A 15333-nucleotide genomic window follows, 5' to 3' on the forward strand; every position below is an offset into this window, starting at 1 on the left:
CCGGACGCTCGTGCGGTCACCGTGCTGGCGCTGCCGCCCGAGCACGCCGTGGCCGTCGCGCGGGTCGTGGGTGCGCCGGCGACGGTGGTGGCCCTCGGCGAGGCGTCCTCCGCTGTCACCGCCGCGGCCGTGGGCGCCGCGGTAGGCATCGGTGCGGCGGCGTCGTCCTTGCGCCGCGACTCGGTCGCCGTGACGCTCTGGTGGGAGCGGGGCATGGAGGCAGGTCCGGCCGACGAGCCGGACGCTGCCTCCAGGCTCGGCGCCGGGATCGTCGTGGTCGAGCGGGGCGAACCCGCCGCGCACTGCGCCTGGCCCCCCGAGCCGGACGCCGACGAGGATCCCTCGGTCGCGACCGCGATCGCCGGCCTGCTGGGACGGCAGGAGCAGGAGGCCGCCCTGCGGGCGCTGATGCGCCGCTCGGGCGACCCGCTGGCCCGGCTGGCCGAGGCGGCCGACCTGCTCGGCATCGCCCCGGACGCGGTGCGCCTGCTGACGACGGACGCGCCGGGTACCGCCGTCTCCGTGCCCGCCGAGCCCGACCGCGGCCGGATGCGGCGTGCCCGGGAGGCCGCCCGGCTGCTGTCCGCGCGGCGGTCGAGCAGGCTGCGCCGCTACGGCTGGGCGCCCGCGGCGGTGCTGTGCCTGGTCTGGCTGGGCAGCGCCGCAGACGCGGCAGGCCGTCCCAGCTCGGGCGACGTCGTGGGCTACCTGGTGCTCGCCGCGTTCTCCGCGGCAGCAGCGCTCCTCGCCCTCCGCCGCCGACGCTGACCCGCCTCGCGCGCACCCACCCCGTTGGCACGATGGCCCATCGTGCCAATAGGGCCGCCACGATGGCCCATCGTGCCAATGCCGTGCAGGCGCGGGCCACAGAGCCCGGACGTGCGACGGCCCCCGGGACGAGGTGTCCCGGGGGCCGTCGTGACGAGCGGACGAGCTGCTAGCCCACCGTGTAGGTGTAGGGCAGCGCCGCGACCTCGTCGACGCTGCCGGTGACGGCGTCGAGGGTGTCGAGGTAGAGCACGCCGGAGACCGTCGTGCCGACGGGAGCGTTCGGCGTGATCGTCACCGAGATGCTGCCCGAGGCCCCGGCGCTCACCGTGACCGGCGACGCGGCCGGAGCCGCGGCGTCGACGCGGGCGAGCTGGGGGTTGCCGGTGCTCGAGGTGACCGCACCGTCGAAGGCCTTCGTGACGGCCGTGGCGGTGAAGGTCGCGTGAATAGTGCCGGCCCCGGAGTCGGGCACGGGCCCGACGGCGGAGGGCAGCGCCAGCCACGTCTGCGGAGCGACGACCGGGTCGCTGACCGTCACCGAGGGCGAGGTGCCCGCGGGGCCGGCCTCACGGTCGGGATCGCCCTCGAAGGACAGGCTCTCGAGCTGGTCGGCCGGGAACGGCGACACCTCGAACAACATGGTCCGGTCGCTGCTTGCGGAGACCGTGAGCGACGTGGTCTCGGTCGGCACCGAGACCGCCGGGAACGGCGAGAGCGGTGCGTCGACGAGCGTGTAGTCGCTGTTGGCGACGGCCAGCGGCGTCGTGACCGAGCCGGCGAGCCGGGCGTCGGCGAAGTAGGCCGCGTCGGCGCTCCCCCGGTTCTTGAAGGAGAGCGTCGCCGTCACCGGCACACCGGCCCGAAGGGTGCCGCCGGTCGGCAGCCCCTTGGCCTTGACCTTCGCCGCGTCGAGCGAGAGGTCGAGGCGGAACGGCGTGTCGGTCGTCGTGTGCAGCGAGGACCCGAGCTGTGCCAGCACGATCTGCCAGCGCCCCGCCTGCGGAGCGGTGCGGGTCAGGTCGAGCCCGGTGCTCAGCGTCACGGTGCCGTCGGAGGCGACTCGCCGGTTGGTGCGCTCCGACACCGGCTCGCCCTGCGGGTCGACGAGGAAGCCGTAGAGGGACTGCCCCGCGAGCTGCGGCACCGAGAGCGAGGCCGACAGCGACTCGGTGCCCGCGGGCACGTCGAACGCGTAGGTCAGCGCCGGGTTCGGGATGCCGCTGCGCCCGTTGGTGCCGAGCAGCGTGCCCTCGACCCGCGCCCGGTGCTGGTGCAGCCGGACGAGGGTGCGGAGCACGACCGGCACGACGCTGGAGCTGGCAGCGCCGCCCTTGGCCGGCGTGCTGCTGAAGACCAGCGCGTCGGAGCGGTCGCCCGCGTCGTGCGGCTGCGGGATCGCCACGGTCACCGTCTTGGTGGCGCCAGGTGCCAGGGTGAAGGGCTCGGGCACCGAGGCCGCGACGTCCTTCTTGAACGCCGTCGTGGTCAGCGACACGTCGCCGGTGTAGCCGAGCGCGTTGCTGGACGTGAAGACGATCGCCTTCCAGGTGCCGGCGACCGGCGCAGGGACGTCGACGTAGCCGTAGTCGTTGTTGCCCTGCGGCAGCGAGTGGGCGGCGAAGGTGCCGTCCGGCTCGAGCAGCGAGTAGTAGACGCGGCCCGCGATCGAGGCGCCGGGGTAGGCGACCTGCGCGGTGAGCCGCTGCGCGCCCGGCGGGACCGTGAAGGTCGTCGTCGTGTAGGCGCGCTGGACGCCGGTGCCGTCGAGAAACGTCGGCGAGGTAAGGGCGCCGAGCGTCACGGTCTGGGTCTGCGGCGTGCCGAGTACCTTGCCGGACGAGCGGACCTGGGCCGACACCGTACGCGCCGAGCGCGACACGTTGGTCAGCGAGACCGTCGCCTGGGCCGTGCTCCCGGACACCGCGTCAGCGGTGACGGCGGTCGGCGAGACCAGCAGGTCGGAGCTGGTCGACGCGACGCTCGAGCCGGCCGCGGAGCGGGCGGCCTGGACGGCGCGCAGCGAGTTGAGCAGGCCGGAGCCCTGCTCGTCAGCCGGGAGGCCGAGGTCGTCGGAGGTGCTGGTGAGGATCGAGCGCACCAGCGCGGGCGCGGGAGTCTGCCCGCCATGGGTGTCGCGGTAGGCCTGGATCACCAGAGCTGCGGCGCCTGCGGCCAGGGGGGCCGACTCGCTGGTGCCGCCGAACAGCTCGAGCGACGCGGGCGCGCCCTTGAAGTCGACGCAGTCCTCGTAGCGCTCGGGGTCGGGCGTGCAGACCGACCAGCCGAGGTCACCGGGAGCGACGAGGTCGATCGTGCGGCCGCTCTGGGTGAAGCCCGAGGAGCTCAGCCCGGAGATGCCGCCGCTGCGGTAGCGCCCGTTGGACAGCACGAAGCCGCGGTAGCCGAGCTGCGCGTAGGCGCGGAACTGGGTGGTGGCACCGACGGAGATGACGCCGGACGAGCTGGCCGGGGAGCCGATGGTGTTGTTGGGCCCGGCGTCGCCGCTGCTAGCGAGGACCGTGACGCCGGCGGCCACGAGCTGCTCGTTGAACAGCGCCGTCGGGTCGTCACCGGTGTCGGGGAACTGGTTGCTGCCGAAGGACTCGCTGACGACGTCGACGTGGTCGACGGTCACCGCGTAGTCGAGCGCGGCGAGGATCGCGGAGTTGAAGGCGAACCCGCCGGCCGGGAAGATCTTGAGGCCCACGAGGCTCGCGCCGGGCGCCATGCCCTGGACGCGGATGGTGCAGCCCGTCTTGACGGGCGCGGCCGGGCTGGCGAAGTCGGCGAGGTCGTAGACCTGGCGGCCCTGCGCCGCGATCGAGGACGCGTCGCCGAAGGCCTCGCCGCCGCTCGTCGGCGCCGCGGTGCCCTCGCCGCTGAAGTCCTTGTAGTCGGTGAAGACGTGGCTGCCGTCGGCCCGGACGAAGTCGGGGTTGTCGATGTCGATCCCCTCGGCGAGGAACGCGACCTTCACGCCCTTGCCCGTGGCGATCTTGTTGGCCGACGGCGTGGCCGGGTCGGCGAAGGCGGTGTGCGTCAGCTGGAGCGCTTCGGGCTCGAGCGTCGGGCGCGAGGAGTCCGTCGTGCACGACTCGGCCGAGCTGGGTGCGCTCGCTGCGGCCGGGGCCTCCTTGGCGAGCTTCTTCGGTGCCGCGACGAGGCGGTCGGGGTAGACGCCGGCCACGGTCGGGTCGGCCGCGAGCTTCGCCGCCTCGGTGCCGGTCAGCTTCGCGGCGAACGCGTTGGCCACGTGGAGCTGGCGGATGCCGGTGGCACCGGCCTTCCTGGCCGACGCGACCAGCGAGCGCTGGTCGGCGGCGGTGGCGGAGACGCGCGTGGCGAGCGTCCTGCCGCTCGCTGGAAGGTTCGTGTGCTGGTCCTTCAGCACGACGACGACGTTGCGCGTCTTCGACAGCGCGGCGTTGGACGATGCGGCGGACGCGGCCTGGGCGGGCAGCGCTCCCGCCGCAGCCAGGGCGCAGCACGCGGCTACGACCAGTGATGGACGTCGGGACAAGGCGGTTGCCTCTCTCCGGAGGGGGTTCGGTGGCTGCACCGTAATCCGGACCTCTGACATTGAGAAGACATCCGGTTGCCTCGGGTGGGAACTTCCGGGTGTGACGAAACGTACGCCCCGGGCGCGCCGCAAGGCAGGTGTGGAGCCGCTCGTCGCTGGGTACGCAGACAAGTTCTGCCGACGGTGGCGTCGGCCGCAGCGGCGGGTGACGATGGCTGGGTGATGACCCCCCGCACCGACCTGGCGCCGGCCGACTGGCTGCGGACGAGCCGGCTGCCGTGGGACCGGCTGGTCACCTTCGGGCCCGAGGGCTTCGCGGCGTACGCACGGCTGCGCTTCCTGCCGGACCCCGCCTCGCCCGGCCAGCAGGAGGCCGATGCCGAACCGTGGCCCGGCACGGAGACCGAGCTGCTGCGTACCCTGCTCGGCGTCCTCGCCCGGCACACGTCGACTCCGGAGCACTGCTACTACGCGCTCTGGGACGGTTGGGGCTTCACCGTCCCGGGTCCCTCCGCGGACGCCCCGCACGAGCGACCGCAGACGTACACGGCGGCGCGTCCGGGGCTCGCGCCGCACCGCGTACCGGCCGCCTCCGCGCTGGACGGACCGCTGCTCGAGCTGCCGCACCGCAGCTACGCCCTCTTCGAGGGCGAGGTCGGCGACCTCGGCGACTGGGGCGAGGTGCAGCGGCGCCCCGGCTGGCCCGGGTACGCGCCGGTCCCCGCGTTCGTGTGGCCTGCCGACCGCGCCTGGTGCGTCGCCCGCGACGTCGACCCGCACTGGGCCGGCATCGGCGCCTCCGAGCAGGCGGTCGACGAGCTCGTGCGCCACCCCGGGCTCGACGTGGTCGCGTCCGACCCGGCGGAGGAGCCGCCCGCCTACCGCTGAGCGCTGGTCCGACCGGGTGCCGTCGGGCGCCCGTGCCTCAGCGGCCGGGCGCGGCGGTCGATGAAGCCGTACGTGTCGGCTGGACAGACCTGGGACCGCGCGACGTTCGGGCCGGCCCGGCGCCGACGGCGGATGACCCGGGCGCTGCGCGCGCTCGACCGGCTCGACGCCCGCGCGCCTGGGCAGTGGCCGGCGCCGGACCAGTGGCGGGCGCCGGTGACGTACGCGCCCCGACGCCGGTTCCGCCCGTCGCGCCAGGTCGTGGCCATCGCCGTCGTGGTCCTCTGCCTCGCGGCACCGAAGGTGGTGCCCCGGCTGCTGCCCGCCACCGCTGCAGATGTCGGCGATTCGGTGCCGCCCGCGGGTGCGGGTGAGCAGTCCGACCGGCTGCTGCCGGCGGTGGCCGCGCCCGCCGGCGGTCGCGGTTTCGCGTTCGTGCACACGGAGCCCGGCTCCTCGCAGCCGGTGAGGTACGACCCCTGCCGCGCGCTGCACTACGTGGTCAACCGCGGCGACGCTCCTGCTGCTGTGGACGCACTGGTCCAGCAGGCGGCGCAGCGGATCTCCGCAGCGACCGGCCTGGCGTTCGTCTACGACGGTGAGACGGACGAACCGGCCGGCATGGACCGCGATGCGTATCAGCCCGACCGATACGGCATGCAGTGGGCTCCGGTCCTGGTCGCGTGGACCACGCCGGCCCAGGTGCCGGGGCTCGAAGGCGACGTCGCTGGCCTGGGCGGCAGCACCGCCTGGCCGGACACGCACGGCGCCTTCACCTACGTCTCCGGAGACGTCGCGCTCGACGCACCGGCCCTGCTGCCGGAGCTGGTCACCCAGCGCGGCCGCGACCAGGTGACCGCTGTGGTCATGCACGAGCTGGGCCACGTCGTCGGCCTCGCGCACGTGCCCGACCCGCAGCAGCTGATGTTCAGCGACAACACCGGACAGACCGAGCTGGGCGCCGGCGACCGTCGCGGCCTGGCGCTGGTCGGCGCCGGCCCCTGCCGGCCGCACCTCTAGCCCGCTCGGCCCGGGACCCCGCCCCGCGCGTCTGGGACGATGAGCGCATGCACCCCGCGACGCGTACCGCCGCCGTCCTCGCAGCGACCGGCGCCGGCGGGGTCGGGTACGCGATGGCCGAGGCCCGGTCGTACCGCCTGCGCCGCGTCGACGTGCCCGTGCTCGACCCGGGCCAGCGCCCGCTGCGCGTGCTGCACGTCTCCGACCTGCACCTGCTGCCGCAGCAGACGAAGAAGATCGCGTGGGTGCGCCGGCTCGCCGAGCTCGAGCCAGACCTCGTCGTCGACACGGGCGACAACCTCGCGGGCTACTACTCGGTCGCGCCGGTGCTCGACGCGCTGGAGCCGCTGCTGCGCCTGCCCGGCGTGTTCGTGTTCGGCTCCAACGACTACGTGGCGCCGACCCGCCGCAACCCGTTCATGTACTTCCGTCCCAACGGCAGCGCCCACGGGATCCGGCGGCCCGAGGACTTCCACGCCGACGCCGAGCTGCCCTGGCGCGACCTGCGGGCCGGGCTCGTGTCGGGCGGCTGGCGCGAGCTGACCAACGCGCGGGCGAGCGTGGTCGTGGACGGGCGCCGCATCGACGCCGTCGGGGTGGACGACCCGCACATCCGGCGCGACCGGTACGCGGAGGTGAGCGCCCCGGCCGACCCGGCCGCGGACCTCACGCTCGGGGTGGCGCACGCGCCCTACCAGCGGGTGCTCGACGGCATGAGCCGCGACGGCGCGGACCTCGTGCTCGCGGGACACACGCACGGCGGGCAGCTGCGCGTACCCCTCTCCCCCGCGGCGATCGTCACCAACTGCGACCTGCCGCGCGGCCAGGCCCGCGGGCTCTCCCGCTGGGGCGGGTCGTGGCTGCACGTGTCGGCCGGGCTCGGCACGTCGCCCTACGTACGCGTGCGCTTCGCCTGCCCGCCCGAGGCCACCCTGCTCACCCTCGTCCCCCGCGAGGAGTGAGCGTCCTCGGACGTTGATCAACCTTGTTGATCAACGTCCGGCGTGCGCCTCCTACCAGGCGTAGGCCTCGGGGGCGGCGCCGCCGGGGCCGGGGAAGATGGCGTCGAGGCGGGCGAGGGCGCCGGCGTCGAGCGTGATCTCCAGGGCGCGCAGCGTGCCGTCGAGCTGCTCGGCGGTGCGCGGGCCGATGATCGGGGCGGTCACGGCCGGCTGGTGCAGGAGCCAGGCGAGGCCGACGTGCGCCGGGTGCTCGCCGAGCTCGTCGCAGAAGTCCTCCCACTGCTCGAGCGCGGCGCGGTTCTTCTCGAGCTCGGCCTGGACCCGCTCGCTCGAGCGCCGGTTGCCCTCGCGCTGCTTGCGCAGGGCGCCGCCGAGCAGTCCGCCGGCCAGCGGCGACCACGGGATGACGCCGAGGCCGTAGTCCTGCGCGGCCGGCAGCACCTCGAGCTCGACCGTGCGGGCCATCAGGTTGTAGAGCGATTGCTCGCTCACCAGCCCGTAGGACCCGCGCCGCCGCGCCGTCTCCTGCGCCTTGGCCAGGTGCCAGCCCGCGAAGTTGGACGAGCCGAAGTAGAGCACCTTGCCCTGCGTGCGCAGGACGTCGAAGGCCTCCCAGACCTCCTCCCACGGCGTCGCGCGGTCGATGTGGTGCATCTGGTAGAGGTCGATGTAGTCGGTCTGCAGGCGCTTGAGCGAGGCGTCCGCCGCGCGCCGGATGTTGAGCGCCGACAGCTTGCCGTCGTTCGGCCAGTCGCCCATGTCGCCGTAGAGCTTGGTCGCCAGCACGGTCTTCTCGCGCCGGCCGCCGCCCTGGGCGAACCACGTGCCGAGGATCTTCTCGGTGATCCCCTCGCCCTTCTCCCAGCCGTAGACGTTGGCCGTGTCGAAGAAGTTGATGCCGTGCTCGAGCGCGCTGTCCATGATCGCGTGCGAGTCGGCCTCGGAGGTCTCCGGGCCGAAGTTCATGGTGCCGAGGCAGAGCCTGCTGACCGAGAGACCGGTGCGGCCCAGGTGGGTGTAGTCCATGACCCGACCCTTGCCCAGCGCACGACCCCGCGCAACGTGCAGGACCCGCCCGACGATCCGCTATCCTTGCCGGGCTGGACCGGGGTGTGGCGCAGCTTGGTAGCGCGCTTCGTTCGGGACGAAGAGGTCGTGGGTTCAAATCCCGCCACCCCGACAACCGGTGGCCTGCGCACAGCAGGCAGCACGCGAAGGGCCGCACCCGCGAGGGTGCGGCCCTTCGTGCGTCCAGCGCAGGCTCAGACGTGCTCCCGCGCGATCTGCTCGGCGGTGGGCCGCACGCGCTTGCGGCGGGCGCGCCGGTTGCGCAGCAGGTCGAGCCGCGCGACCGCCGGCGAGGCGGTGAGACCGTGGCCCACGACCGAGACCACCAGCGTGAACCCGACGGTCGCCCACAGCTCGCGGGCCGGGAAGTCGGCGTGGCCGAGCGCGTAGGCCAGGTAGAACAGCGAGCCGATGCCGCGTACGCCGAACACCGCGATCACCGTGCGCTCGCGCCGCCCGGCCCGGCTCCCGAGCAGGGCGACCAGCCCGCCCACCGGGCGGGCGACGAGCAGGAGCACGAGGCCGACCAGCACCCCGCGCCAGGTCAGCGCCCCGAGCAGGCCGTCGGCGAGCGCGGCGCCCAGCAGGAGCAGGACCCACGAGGTGAGCAGCCGCTCGATCTGCTCGATGAAGCCGTGCATCGTCGCGTGGTAGCCGTGGGAGCGCTCGGCGGCCCGGATCGAGCAGGCGGCGACGAAGACCGCGACGAAGCCGTAGCCGTGGACCAGCTCTGTCAGCCCGTAGGCCAGGAAGGTCACCGCGAGCGCGACGAAGCCGTCGGCGTCGTGCTCGGCGAAGCGCAGCGCCGACGTGCGCGCGTGGAAGAACAGCCGGCCCAGCAGCCGCCCGACCAGCAGCCCGCCGACGACGCCGGCGCCGACGCGCCACAGCACGTCCTCGAGCGCCCAGCGGGTCAGGCTGTGCGAGCCCGCGAGCGCGACGGCCAGCAGCACGACCGGGAAGGCGGCACCGTCGTTGAGCCCCGCCTCGCTGGTCAGCCCGAAGCGCACCTCGTCCTCGCCGTGCTCGGCGTCGCTCGGCTCGCCCACCTGCACGTCGCCGGCGAGCACCGGGTCGGTCGGCGAGAGCGCGGCGCCCAGCAGCAGCGCGGTGGCGAACGGCAGCCCGGCCAGCGCCCAGCCCGTCAGAGTGACGATCGCGATCGTGACCGGCATGGCGACGACGAGCAGCCGCCAGGTCGTCTTCCAGGTCTTCCAGCCCAGCGGGCGGTCGAGGGCCAGGCCCGCCCCCATGAGCGCGACCAGGACGACCACCTCGGTGAGGTTGAGCACTGCGTCGTTGTGCTGCACCGGGTCGACCTCGGGCACGCTCGGGACCAGCCCGAGCACCACGCCGGCGGCGAGGAAGACCAGCGGCAGGCTGAACGGTCGCCCCTCGGCCGCGCGCGGCAGGGCGGCGGCGGCCAGGGCGGAGGCCCCCGCGAGGGCGAAGAGCAGCGCGGTCAGCACACCCGATGGTCCCCGCCTGCGCGCAGCGGCAAGCACCGCCGCGTGGTGAGATGGTCCACCATGAGCGACACCGAGACCGCCCGCGAGCTGCCCGCCTGGGAGCAGCGGTTCCGCGCCGCGCGCGTCTCGCTGCCCGACTGGGCGCAGGACGCGCCCCACCGCTGCCTCTACGTCGCGAACCCGACGGGCACCTTCGAGCTGTACGCGTGGGACCGCCGCGAGGGCACCCACCGACAGGTGACGAGCCGGCCCAACGGCACGAGCGAGGGGACGCTGACGCCCGACGGCGAGCAGATCTGGTGGTTCGACGACACCGACGGCGACGAGCACGGCGTGTGGCGGGTGCAGCCCTTCGCCGGTGGCTCCGACGAGCCGGCCGCGCCGGGCCTCGCCGCCGCGTACTCCGCCGGCCTGGCGCTCGGGCGCTCGGGCCTCGCGGTCGTCGGCCGCTCCGACGACGAGATCGGCACCGAGATCGCCGCGGTCGTCCCGGGCGGCGAGCCGCGCGTGCTCTACCGCCACGAGCAGAGCGCCTACGTCGGCGACCTGTCCGACGACGAGACGCTGCTGGCGCTCGCGCACAGCGAGCACGGCGACTCGCGGCACCCCGACGTACGCGTGGTGCGGGTCTCGGACGGCTCCACCGTCGCGGAGCTCTCCGACGGCCCCGGGCTGGGGCTGCACCCGGCGGGGTTCGCGCCCGTCGCCGGCGACACCCGGCTGCTGGTGGGCCACGAGCGCCACGGCCGCGACGAGCTGCTGGTGTGGGACGTCGCCACCGGCGAGGTCCGCGAGCTGGCGATCGACCTGCCCGGCGAGATCAGCGCCAGCTGGTACCCCGACGGCGCCGCGCTGCTCGTCGACCACGAGTTCCAGGCGCGCAGCGAGCTGCACCGGCTCGACCTCGCCAGCGGGGAGCTGGAGCGGCTGGAGACACCGCCGGGCGTCGTGAGCGGGGCCACCGCGCGGCCCGACGGCGTCGAGCTGGCCTGGTCGTCGGCCGCAACGCCCGCGCAGGTCCGCACGCTCGACGGCGCGGTCGTGCTGACGCCGCCCGGTCCCCCGGCCCCGCCGTCGGTGCCGGTGCGCGACCTCTGGGTCGAGGGGCCCGGGGGTCGCATCCACGCGCTGGTCTCGCTGCCCGAGGGCGGCGCCGCGCCCTACCCCGCGGTCTTCCTCGTGCACGGCGGCCCGTCGTGGCACGACTCCGACGCCTTCGCCGCCGACGTCGCGGCCTACGTCGACGCCGGGCTGGCCGTCGTCCGGGTCAACTACCGCGGCTCGACCGGCTACGGGTCGGCCTGGCGCGACGCGATCGAGGGCCGGGTCGGGCTGACCGAGCTCGAGGACCTCGAGGCGGTCTGGTCGGCGGCGGTCTCCGACGGGCTCGTCGACGCGCAGCGGGTAGCCCTGTCGGGCGGCTCGTGGGGCGGCTACCTCACGCTGCTCGGGCTCGGCCGTCTCCCGCAGCTGTGGGAGGCCGGCGTCGGCGCAGTGCCGGTGGCCGACTACGTCGCGGCCTACGAGGACGAGATGGAGCCGCTCAAGGCCTTCGACCGCTCGCTGTTCGGCGGCTCGCCGGAGCAGGTGCCCGACCGCTACCGCGAGAGCTCACCGCTCACCTACGTCGAGCAGGTGCGCGCGCCGGTGCTGGTGCTGGCCGGCGAGAACGACCCGCGCTGTCCCATCCGCCAGATCGAGAACTACCTCGCGGCGCTCGAGTCCCGGGGAGTCCCGCACGAGGTCTACCGGTTCGACGCGGGCCACGGCTCGCTGGTCGTCGACGAGCGGGTGCGCCAGATGCGGGCCGAGCTCGGGTTCGTCTGCCGCCACCTCGGCCTGCCCACCCCCGCCTAGTGTCCGAACCCGCCGCGTCGCGACCAGGGTCGCGACGCCGGCGGGTTCGGACACAGCAGTCGTGACACCGCGGGCGTGGCACAGTGGAGGCGTGCGCGAGGACGACGACATCGAGGCCCTGCTCGCCGAGGTCGACCGCAGCCTGTCTAGCCAGTCGCGCCCGGCGCCCACCGCGCGCCCGGCCGTCGAGCCGGCGCGCAGCGGCGGGTCGTCGCGGGTGCCCGGGCGCGAGCAGGAGGGCGGCTGGCGCGCGGCGCTGGCCGACCGCGTACGCATCGCCGGGACCAGCGCGGCGCTCGCCGCGGCCGCCGTGTTCGCGCTGTTCGCCGTCACCCCGTTCCTCGGCGCGGTCTCGGGAGCGGCTGGGGCGGCGCTGGCGACCTTCGTCGCCGTCGCGGTGCTGGCGCGCCGACGCTGATCGGCTCAACTGCGGCGCTCCGACGTCGATGCATGACGGGTGAGCACCTCGACCCCTGCCCCCGCCGCCCGACGCCACCCCGTCGCCGACCTCCCCGTGCGCGCCAAGCTGCTCGTCAGCGTGCTGCTGGTGGCGCTGGTCGCGATCGCCGTGAGCGGGCTGGGCGTGAGCCGCCTGCGCGACTCGAACGACCGCATGAGCGCGATGCGCGCGTCGAACCTCACCAGCGTCGTCGCTCTCTCGCAGGCGCGGGGCGGGCTGATGGAGATGTACTACAACCTCATCGGTGTGGCCGGCCTCTCGGCGCAGTTCAAGCCGGGATCCGCCGAGTACACCGCGGCCGCCGCGCAGATGCAGAAGGGCGTGGCTGCCGCGGACACGACGATCGACGCGGCGCTCACGACGTACGGTGCGAACGCGGGTACCACGACCGGCCCGCGCGCCAGCCAGCTGGCCGCCGTGCAGAAGGCGCTCGCGAACTACCGCGCCTTCCGCGACAACTGGTTCTTCGGCAAGGCGGCGCCCGCCGGCGTGACCGTGCCGACCGCCGTCGCCGACATCGTCAAGCTCAACACCGACCTGAGCGACGCCCTCGACCGGCTCGCCACGATCGAGCAGGCCGACGCCGACGCCGACGTGGCCGCGGGCAAGGCCGCCTACCACCGCTCCATCGCCGAGGTCGTCGCCCTGCTGGTGCTCGGCCTCGCCGGCGCCGTCGGCTTCGCGCTGGTCGTGGGCCGCCGCATCACCCGCCCGCTCGCCGCGGTGCAGTCCTCGCTCGAGGCCATGGCCGAAGGCGACCTCACCCGGACCACCCACGTCGAGGGGCGTGACGAGATCGGCCGCATGGCCGCGACGCTGACCCGCGCGCAGGCCCGCATCCGCGACGTCGTCTCGACCATGGGCACCGCCGCCGAGTCCCTCGCTGCGACCGCCCGCCAGAACACCGCGGTCGCCGAGCAGCTCAGCGACGGCGCGCACCAGGCCTCCGCGCAGGCCCGCGCCGTGGCGAGCGCGTCGGACGAGGTCTCTTCCAGCGTCACGACCGTGGCCACCGGCTCCGAGCAGATGGGCGCCTCCATCGGCGAGATCGCCCAGTCGGCCAACGCGGCCGCCGACGTCGCCCGCCAGGCCGTCACCGTCGCCCAGTCGACCAACCGCACCATCGCCACCCTCGGCGAGTCCAGCCGCCAGATCGGCGACGTCGTCAAGGTCATCACCACGATCGCCGAGCAGACCAACCTGCTGGCGCTCAACGCGACCATCGAGGCCGCCCGCGCCGGTGAGGCCGGCAAGGGCTTCGCCGTCGTCGCCGGCGAGGTCAAGGACCTCGCGCAGGAGACCGCCCGCGCCACCGACGACATCGCCAAGCGCGTCGAGGCCATCCAGGCCGACAGCGGATCGGCCGTCGGGGCCATCGAGGAGATCGCCGAGGTCATCGCCCGCATCAGCGACTACACCACCACGATCGCCAGCGCGGTCGAGGAGCAGTCGGCGACGACGGCGGAGATGAACCGCAACGTCGCCGGTGCGGCCGACGCCACCTCGCGCATCAACACGAGCATCGAGGACGTCGCGGCGACCGCGCAGAGCACCGCCGACGCGGTGGTCGAGGCGCAGGCCTCGGCGGCCGAGCTGGCGCGCATGTCGGACGAGATGAAGCAGACGGTCTCGCAGTTCCAGTACTGACCCGCTGTACTCAGCCGCGGTCCCACTCCCAGGTGTCGTCGAGCTCGCCGTACTGCACGAAGGTCCACGCGGCCTGGACTGCGACGGCGGGCTCGATGACGTAGCGCAGGGGGTAGTCCTGCACCGTGCCACCTGCTACCACTGGCCGGGTGCCCTCGTCGTCAGAGCCGCCGGCGAGGGCGAACTGCTCCTCGTCGTAGGACACGTAGACGATCAGCCCGGCCAGGGCCGAACCGCCGATCGCGAGGTGGGCGTTGTCGGGCCCCGTCAGGACGAGAGCCGTACGCTCCACGCCGTCGAGCTCCTCGACCAGCGCCGCCAGTGTGGCGTCGTCCCAGTCGGGCTCCCACGGCAGCTCGACCGCGCCGGCCCACGGGGAGTCGGAGGCGATGGTCCGGACGAACAACGGCGCCACGCCTACTCCGCCAGGGCCGGAGCGGGACGGCCGGCGGGGGCCGGCTCGACGCGCGTGGTGAGCGCGCGGGCCGCCAGCAGCGTGACAGCGGCGGCGAACGGCACGACCAGCAGCGCCCACCTCAGCGACGTCGAGTCGGCGACCACGCCCACCACGGGCGGCTCGACGAAGAAGCCGACGCGGATGACCAGGCCCACGATGCTGAGCGCCATGCCGCTGGGCAGGCCGGGGATCGAGTCGGCCGCGTGCATCGCGGCCGGGATCCAGGTCGAGATGCCGAGACCGGCAGCGCCGAAGCCGACGACCGTGGTCGCCTCGCTCGGCAGCGAGAGCGCGAGCGCCATGCCGGCCAGCGCGACGACGGCACCGGCGCGCGCGACCGCGCGCTCGCCGAAGCGGGTCACCCAGCGGTCGCCGGTCAGCCGACCCAGCGCCTGCATGCCCTGCAGCGCCACGAAGGCCATGCCCGCGACGGCGGCGCCCGAGCGCAGGCTGTCGCGCAGGTAGACCCCGCCCCACGTCGCGCCGGCGTCCTCGATGGCCGCACCCATGGAGCCGACGACGCCGAGGACCACGAGCGCGCGGATCACCGACGTCTGCGTCCACCACCGGCTCGCCGACGACGCCGCCTCGCGGTGCACCGGCTCGCGCTCCGAGTCGTCGGGCCCGGGCAGCAGCCGGCGCCCGGTGGCGAGCACGACGACGATCGAGAGCGCCGCCATGACGCCGAGGTGGAGGGGCAGGGCGAGGTCGAGCCCGGCAGCCGCAGACCCGACCAGACCACCGAAGACCGCGCCGACGCTCCAGATGCCGTGGAACGAGTTGAGGATCGAGCGTCCGTAGCGCCGCTGCACGCGCAGGCCGTGGGCGTTGTTGGCGATGTCGGCCACCGAGTCGCACACCCCGGCGAGGAAGAGCCCGGCCGCCAGCACGCCCCACGAGGGCGCGACGCTGATGAGCAGCAGGTTGGCCGCCATGAGCACCAGCGAGCCGACCGCCACCCGCGCCGAGCCCCACCGCACGAGGAACCAGCTGGCGAAGGCGCCCGCGATCAGGGCGCCGAGCGGGCCGGCGGCGATCGCCGTGCCGAGGGCCGCGTTCGAGAGCCCGAGCGAGCTCTTGATGTAGGGCAGGCGGGGGACGACGTTGGCGAAGACGACCGCGTTGGTGAAGAACAGCGCGCCGACCGCGACCCGGGCGGCGCGCACGTCGCGGCCGGGGACCGCGACGGACGCACCGGGGGCACCCGCCATGCC

General features: G+C 74.5%; 12 protein-coding genes and 1 tRNA gene. 8 read left to right on the forward strand and 5 right to left on the reverse strand.

Annotated elements, in window-relative coordinates; all coding sequences use genetic code 11:
- Nucleotides 1–21 precede the first annotated feature (21 nt).
- The gene (locus CLV35_RS09150) at nt 22–768 is read left to right on the forward strand and encodes a hypothetical protein (protein ID WP_121193168.1); all 747 of its coding nucleotides are present in this window, start codon (nt 22–24) and stop codon (nt 766–768) included.
- A gap of 169 nt (nt 769–937) precedes the next feature.
- On the opposite strand, the gene CLV35_RS09155 is transcribed toward CLV35_RS09150, so the two are convergent.
- Nucleotides 938–4291: a S8 family serine peptidase gene (locus CLV35_RS09155; RefSeq protein WP_147431915.1), complete on the reverse strand. Its 3354-nt coding sequence runs from the start codon at nt 4289–4291 to the stop codon at nt 938–940.
- Nucleotides 4292–4513: 222 nt separating this feature from the next.
- Between CLV35_RS09155 and CLV35_RS20460 the strand changes: the two genes are divergently transcribed.
- The 3 genes from CLV35_RS20460 to CLV35_RS09170 all read left to right on the forward strand — a co-directional run bounded on the left by CLV35_RS20460 (nt 4514) and on the right by CLV35_RS09170 (nt 7161).
- Complete coding sequence (locus tag CLV35_RS20460; protein ID WP_231121655.1) at nt 4514–5179, forward strand: hypothetical protein; 666 nt, start codon at nt 4514–4516, stop codon at nt 5177–5179.
- A gap of 72 nt (nt 5180–5251) precedes the next feature.
- Nucleotides 5252–6199 carry a matrixin family metalloprotease gene (locus CLV35_RS09165; protein WP_183061889.1) on the forward strand — a complete coding sequence of 316 codons (948 nt, stop codon included), beginning with the start codon at nt 5252–5254 and terminating at the stop codon, nt 6197–6199.
- A gap of 47 nt (nt 6200–6246) precedes the next feature.
- The gene (locus CLV35_RS09170; RefSeq protein ID WP_121193171.1) at nt 6247–7161 is read left to right on the forward strand and encodes a metallophosphoesterase; all 915 of its coding nucleotides are present in this window, start codon (nt 6247–6249) and stop codon (nt 7159–7161) included.
- Nucleotides 7162–7212: 51 nt separating this feature from the next.
- Here the strand turns inward: CLV35_RS09170 and CLV35_RS09175 are convergent, their stop codons facing one another.
- The gene (locus tag CLV35_RS09175) at nt 7213–8187 is read right to left on the reverse strand and encodes an aldo/keto reductase (RefSeq protein WP_121193172.1); all 975 of its coding nucleotides are present in this window, start codon (nt 8185–8187) and stop codon (nt 7213–7215) included.
- 80 nt (nt 8188–8267) lie between these two features.
- On the opposite strand from CLV35_RS09175, the gene CLV35_RS09180 reads away from it, so the two are divergent.
- A tRNA-Pro gene (locus CLV35_RS09180) sits at nt 8268–8341 on the forward strand.
- An 82-nt stretch (nt 8342–8423) separates the two neighbouring features.
- On the opposite strand, the gene CLV35_RS09185 is transcribed toward CLV35_RS09180, so the two are convergent.
- On the reverse strand, nt 8424–9698 hold the full coding sequence (locus CLV35_RS09185; RefSeq protein WP_121193173.1) for a cation:proton antiporter: 1275 nt from the start codon (nt 9696–9698) through the stop codon (nt 8424–8426).
- Between the two features lie 60 nt (nt 9699–9758).
- On the opposite strand from CLV35_RS09185, the gene CLV35_RS09190 reads away from it, so the two are divergent.
- The 3 genes from CLV35_RS09190 to CLV35_RS09200 all read left to right on the forward strand — a co-directional run bounded on the left by CLV35_RS09190 (nt 9759) and on the right by CLV35_RS09200 (nt 13662).
- Complete coding sequence (locus CLV35_RS09190; protein WP_121193174.1) at nt 9759–11555, forward strand: S9 family peptidase; 1797 nt, start codon at nt 9759–9761, stop codon at nt 11553–11555.
- A 91-nt stretch (nt 11556–11646) separates the two neighbouring features.
- Nucleotides 11647–11973, forward strand: coding sequence for a hypothetical protein (locus CLV35_RS09195; RefSeq protein ID WP_121193175.1), 327 nt, complete (start codon nt 11647–11649; stop codon nt 11971–11973).
- Nucleotides 11974–12012: 39 nt separating this feature from the next.
- The gene (locus tag CLV35_RS09200; protein WP_121193176.1) at nt 12013–13662 is read left to right on the forward strand and encodes a methyl-accepting chemotaxis protein; all 1650 of its coding nucleotides are present in this window, start codon (nt 12013–12015) and stop codon (nt 13660–13662) included.
- Nucleotides 13663–13672: 10 nt separating this feature from the next.
- On the opposite strand, the gene CLV35_RS09205 is transcribed toward CLV35_RS09200, so the two are convergent.
- Both CLV35_RS09205 and CLV35_RS09210 read right to left on the reverse strand, forming a co-directional pair.
- Nucleotides 13673–14077 carry an Imm1 family immunity protein gene (locus CLV35_RS09205; protein ID WP_121193177.1) on the reverse strand — a complete coding sequence of 135 codons (405 nt, stop codon included), beginning with the start codon at nt 14075–14077 and terminating at the stop codon, nt 13673–13675.
- 2 nt (nt 14078–14079) lie between these two features.
- Nucleotides 14080–15330, reverse strand: coding sequence for an MFS transporter (locus CLV35_RS09210; RefSeq protein WP_121193178.1), 1251 nt, complete (start codon nt 15328–15330; stop codon nt 14080–14082).
- Nucleotides 15331–15333: the final 3 nt, after the last annotated feature.

Source organism: Motilibacter peucedani (assembly GCF_003634695.1).
Lineage (GTDB): Bacteria > Actinomycetota > Actinomycetes > Motilibacterales > Motilibacteraceae > Motilibacter > Motilibacter peucedani.

Coding starts and splice junctions, on each gene's coding strand:
- CLV35_RS20460 (WP_231121655.1), top strand. CDS start 4,514: ATGACCCCCCGCACCGACCTGGCGCCGGCCGACTGGCTGCGGACGAGC.
- CLV35_RS09170 (WP_121193171.1), top strand. CDS start 6,247: ATGCACCCCGCGACGCGTACCGCCGCCGTCCTCGCAGCGACCGGCGCC.
- CLV35_RS09175 (WP_121193172.1), bottom strand. CDS start 8,187: ATGGACTACACCCACCTGGGCCGCACCGGTCTCTCGGTCAGCAGGCTC.
- CLV35_RS09190 (WP_121193174.1), top strand. CDS start 9,759: ATGAGCGACACCGAGACCGCCCGCGAGCTGCCCGCCTGGGAGCAGCGG.
- CLV35_RS09210 (WP_121193178.1), bottom strand. CDS start 15,330: ATGGCGGGTGCCCCCGGTGCGTCCGTCGCGGTCCCCGGCCGCGACGTG.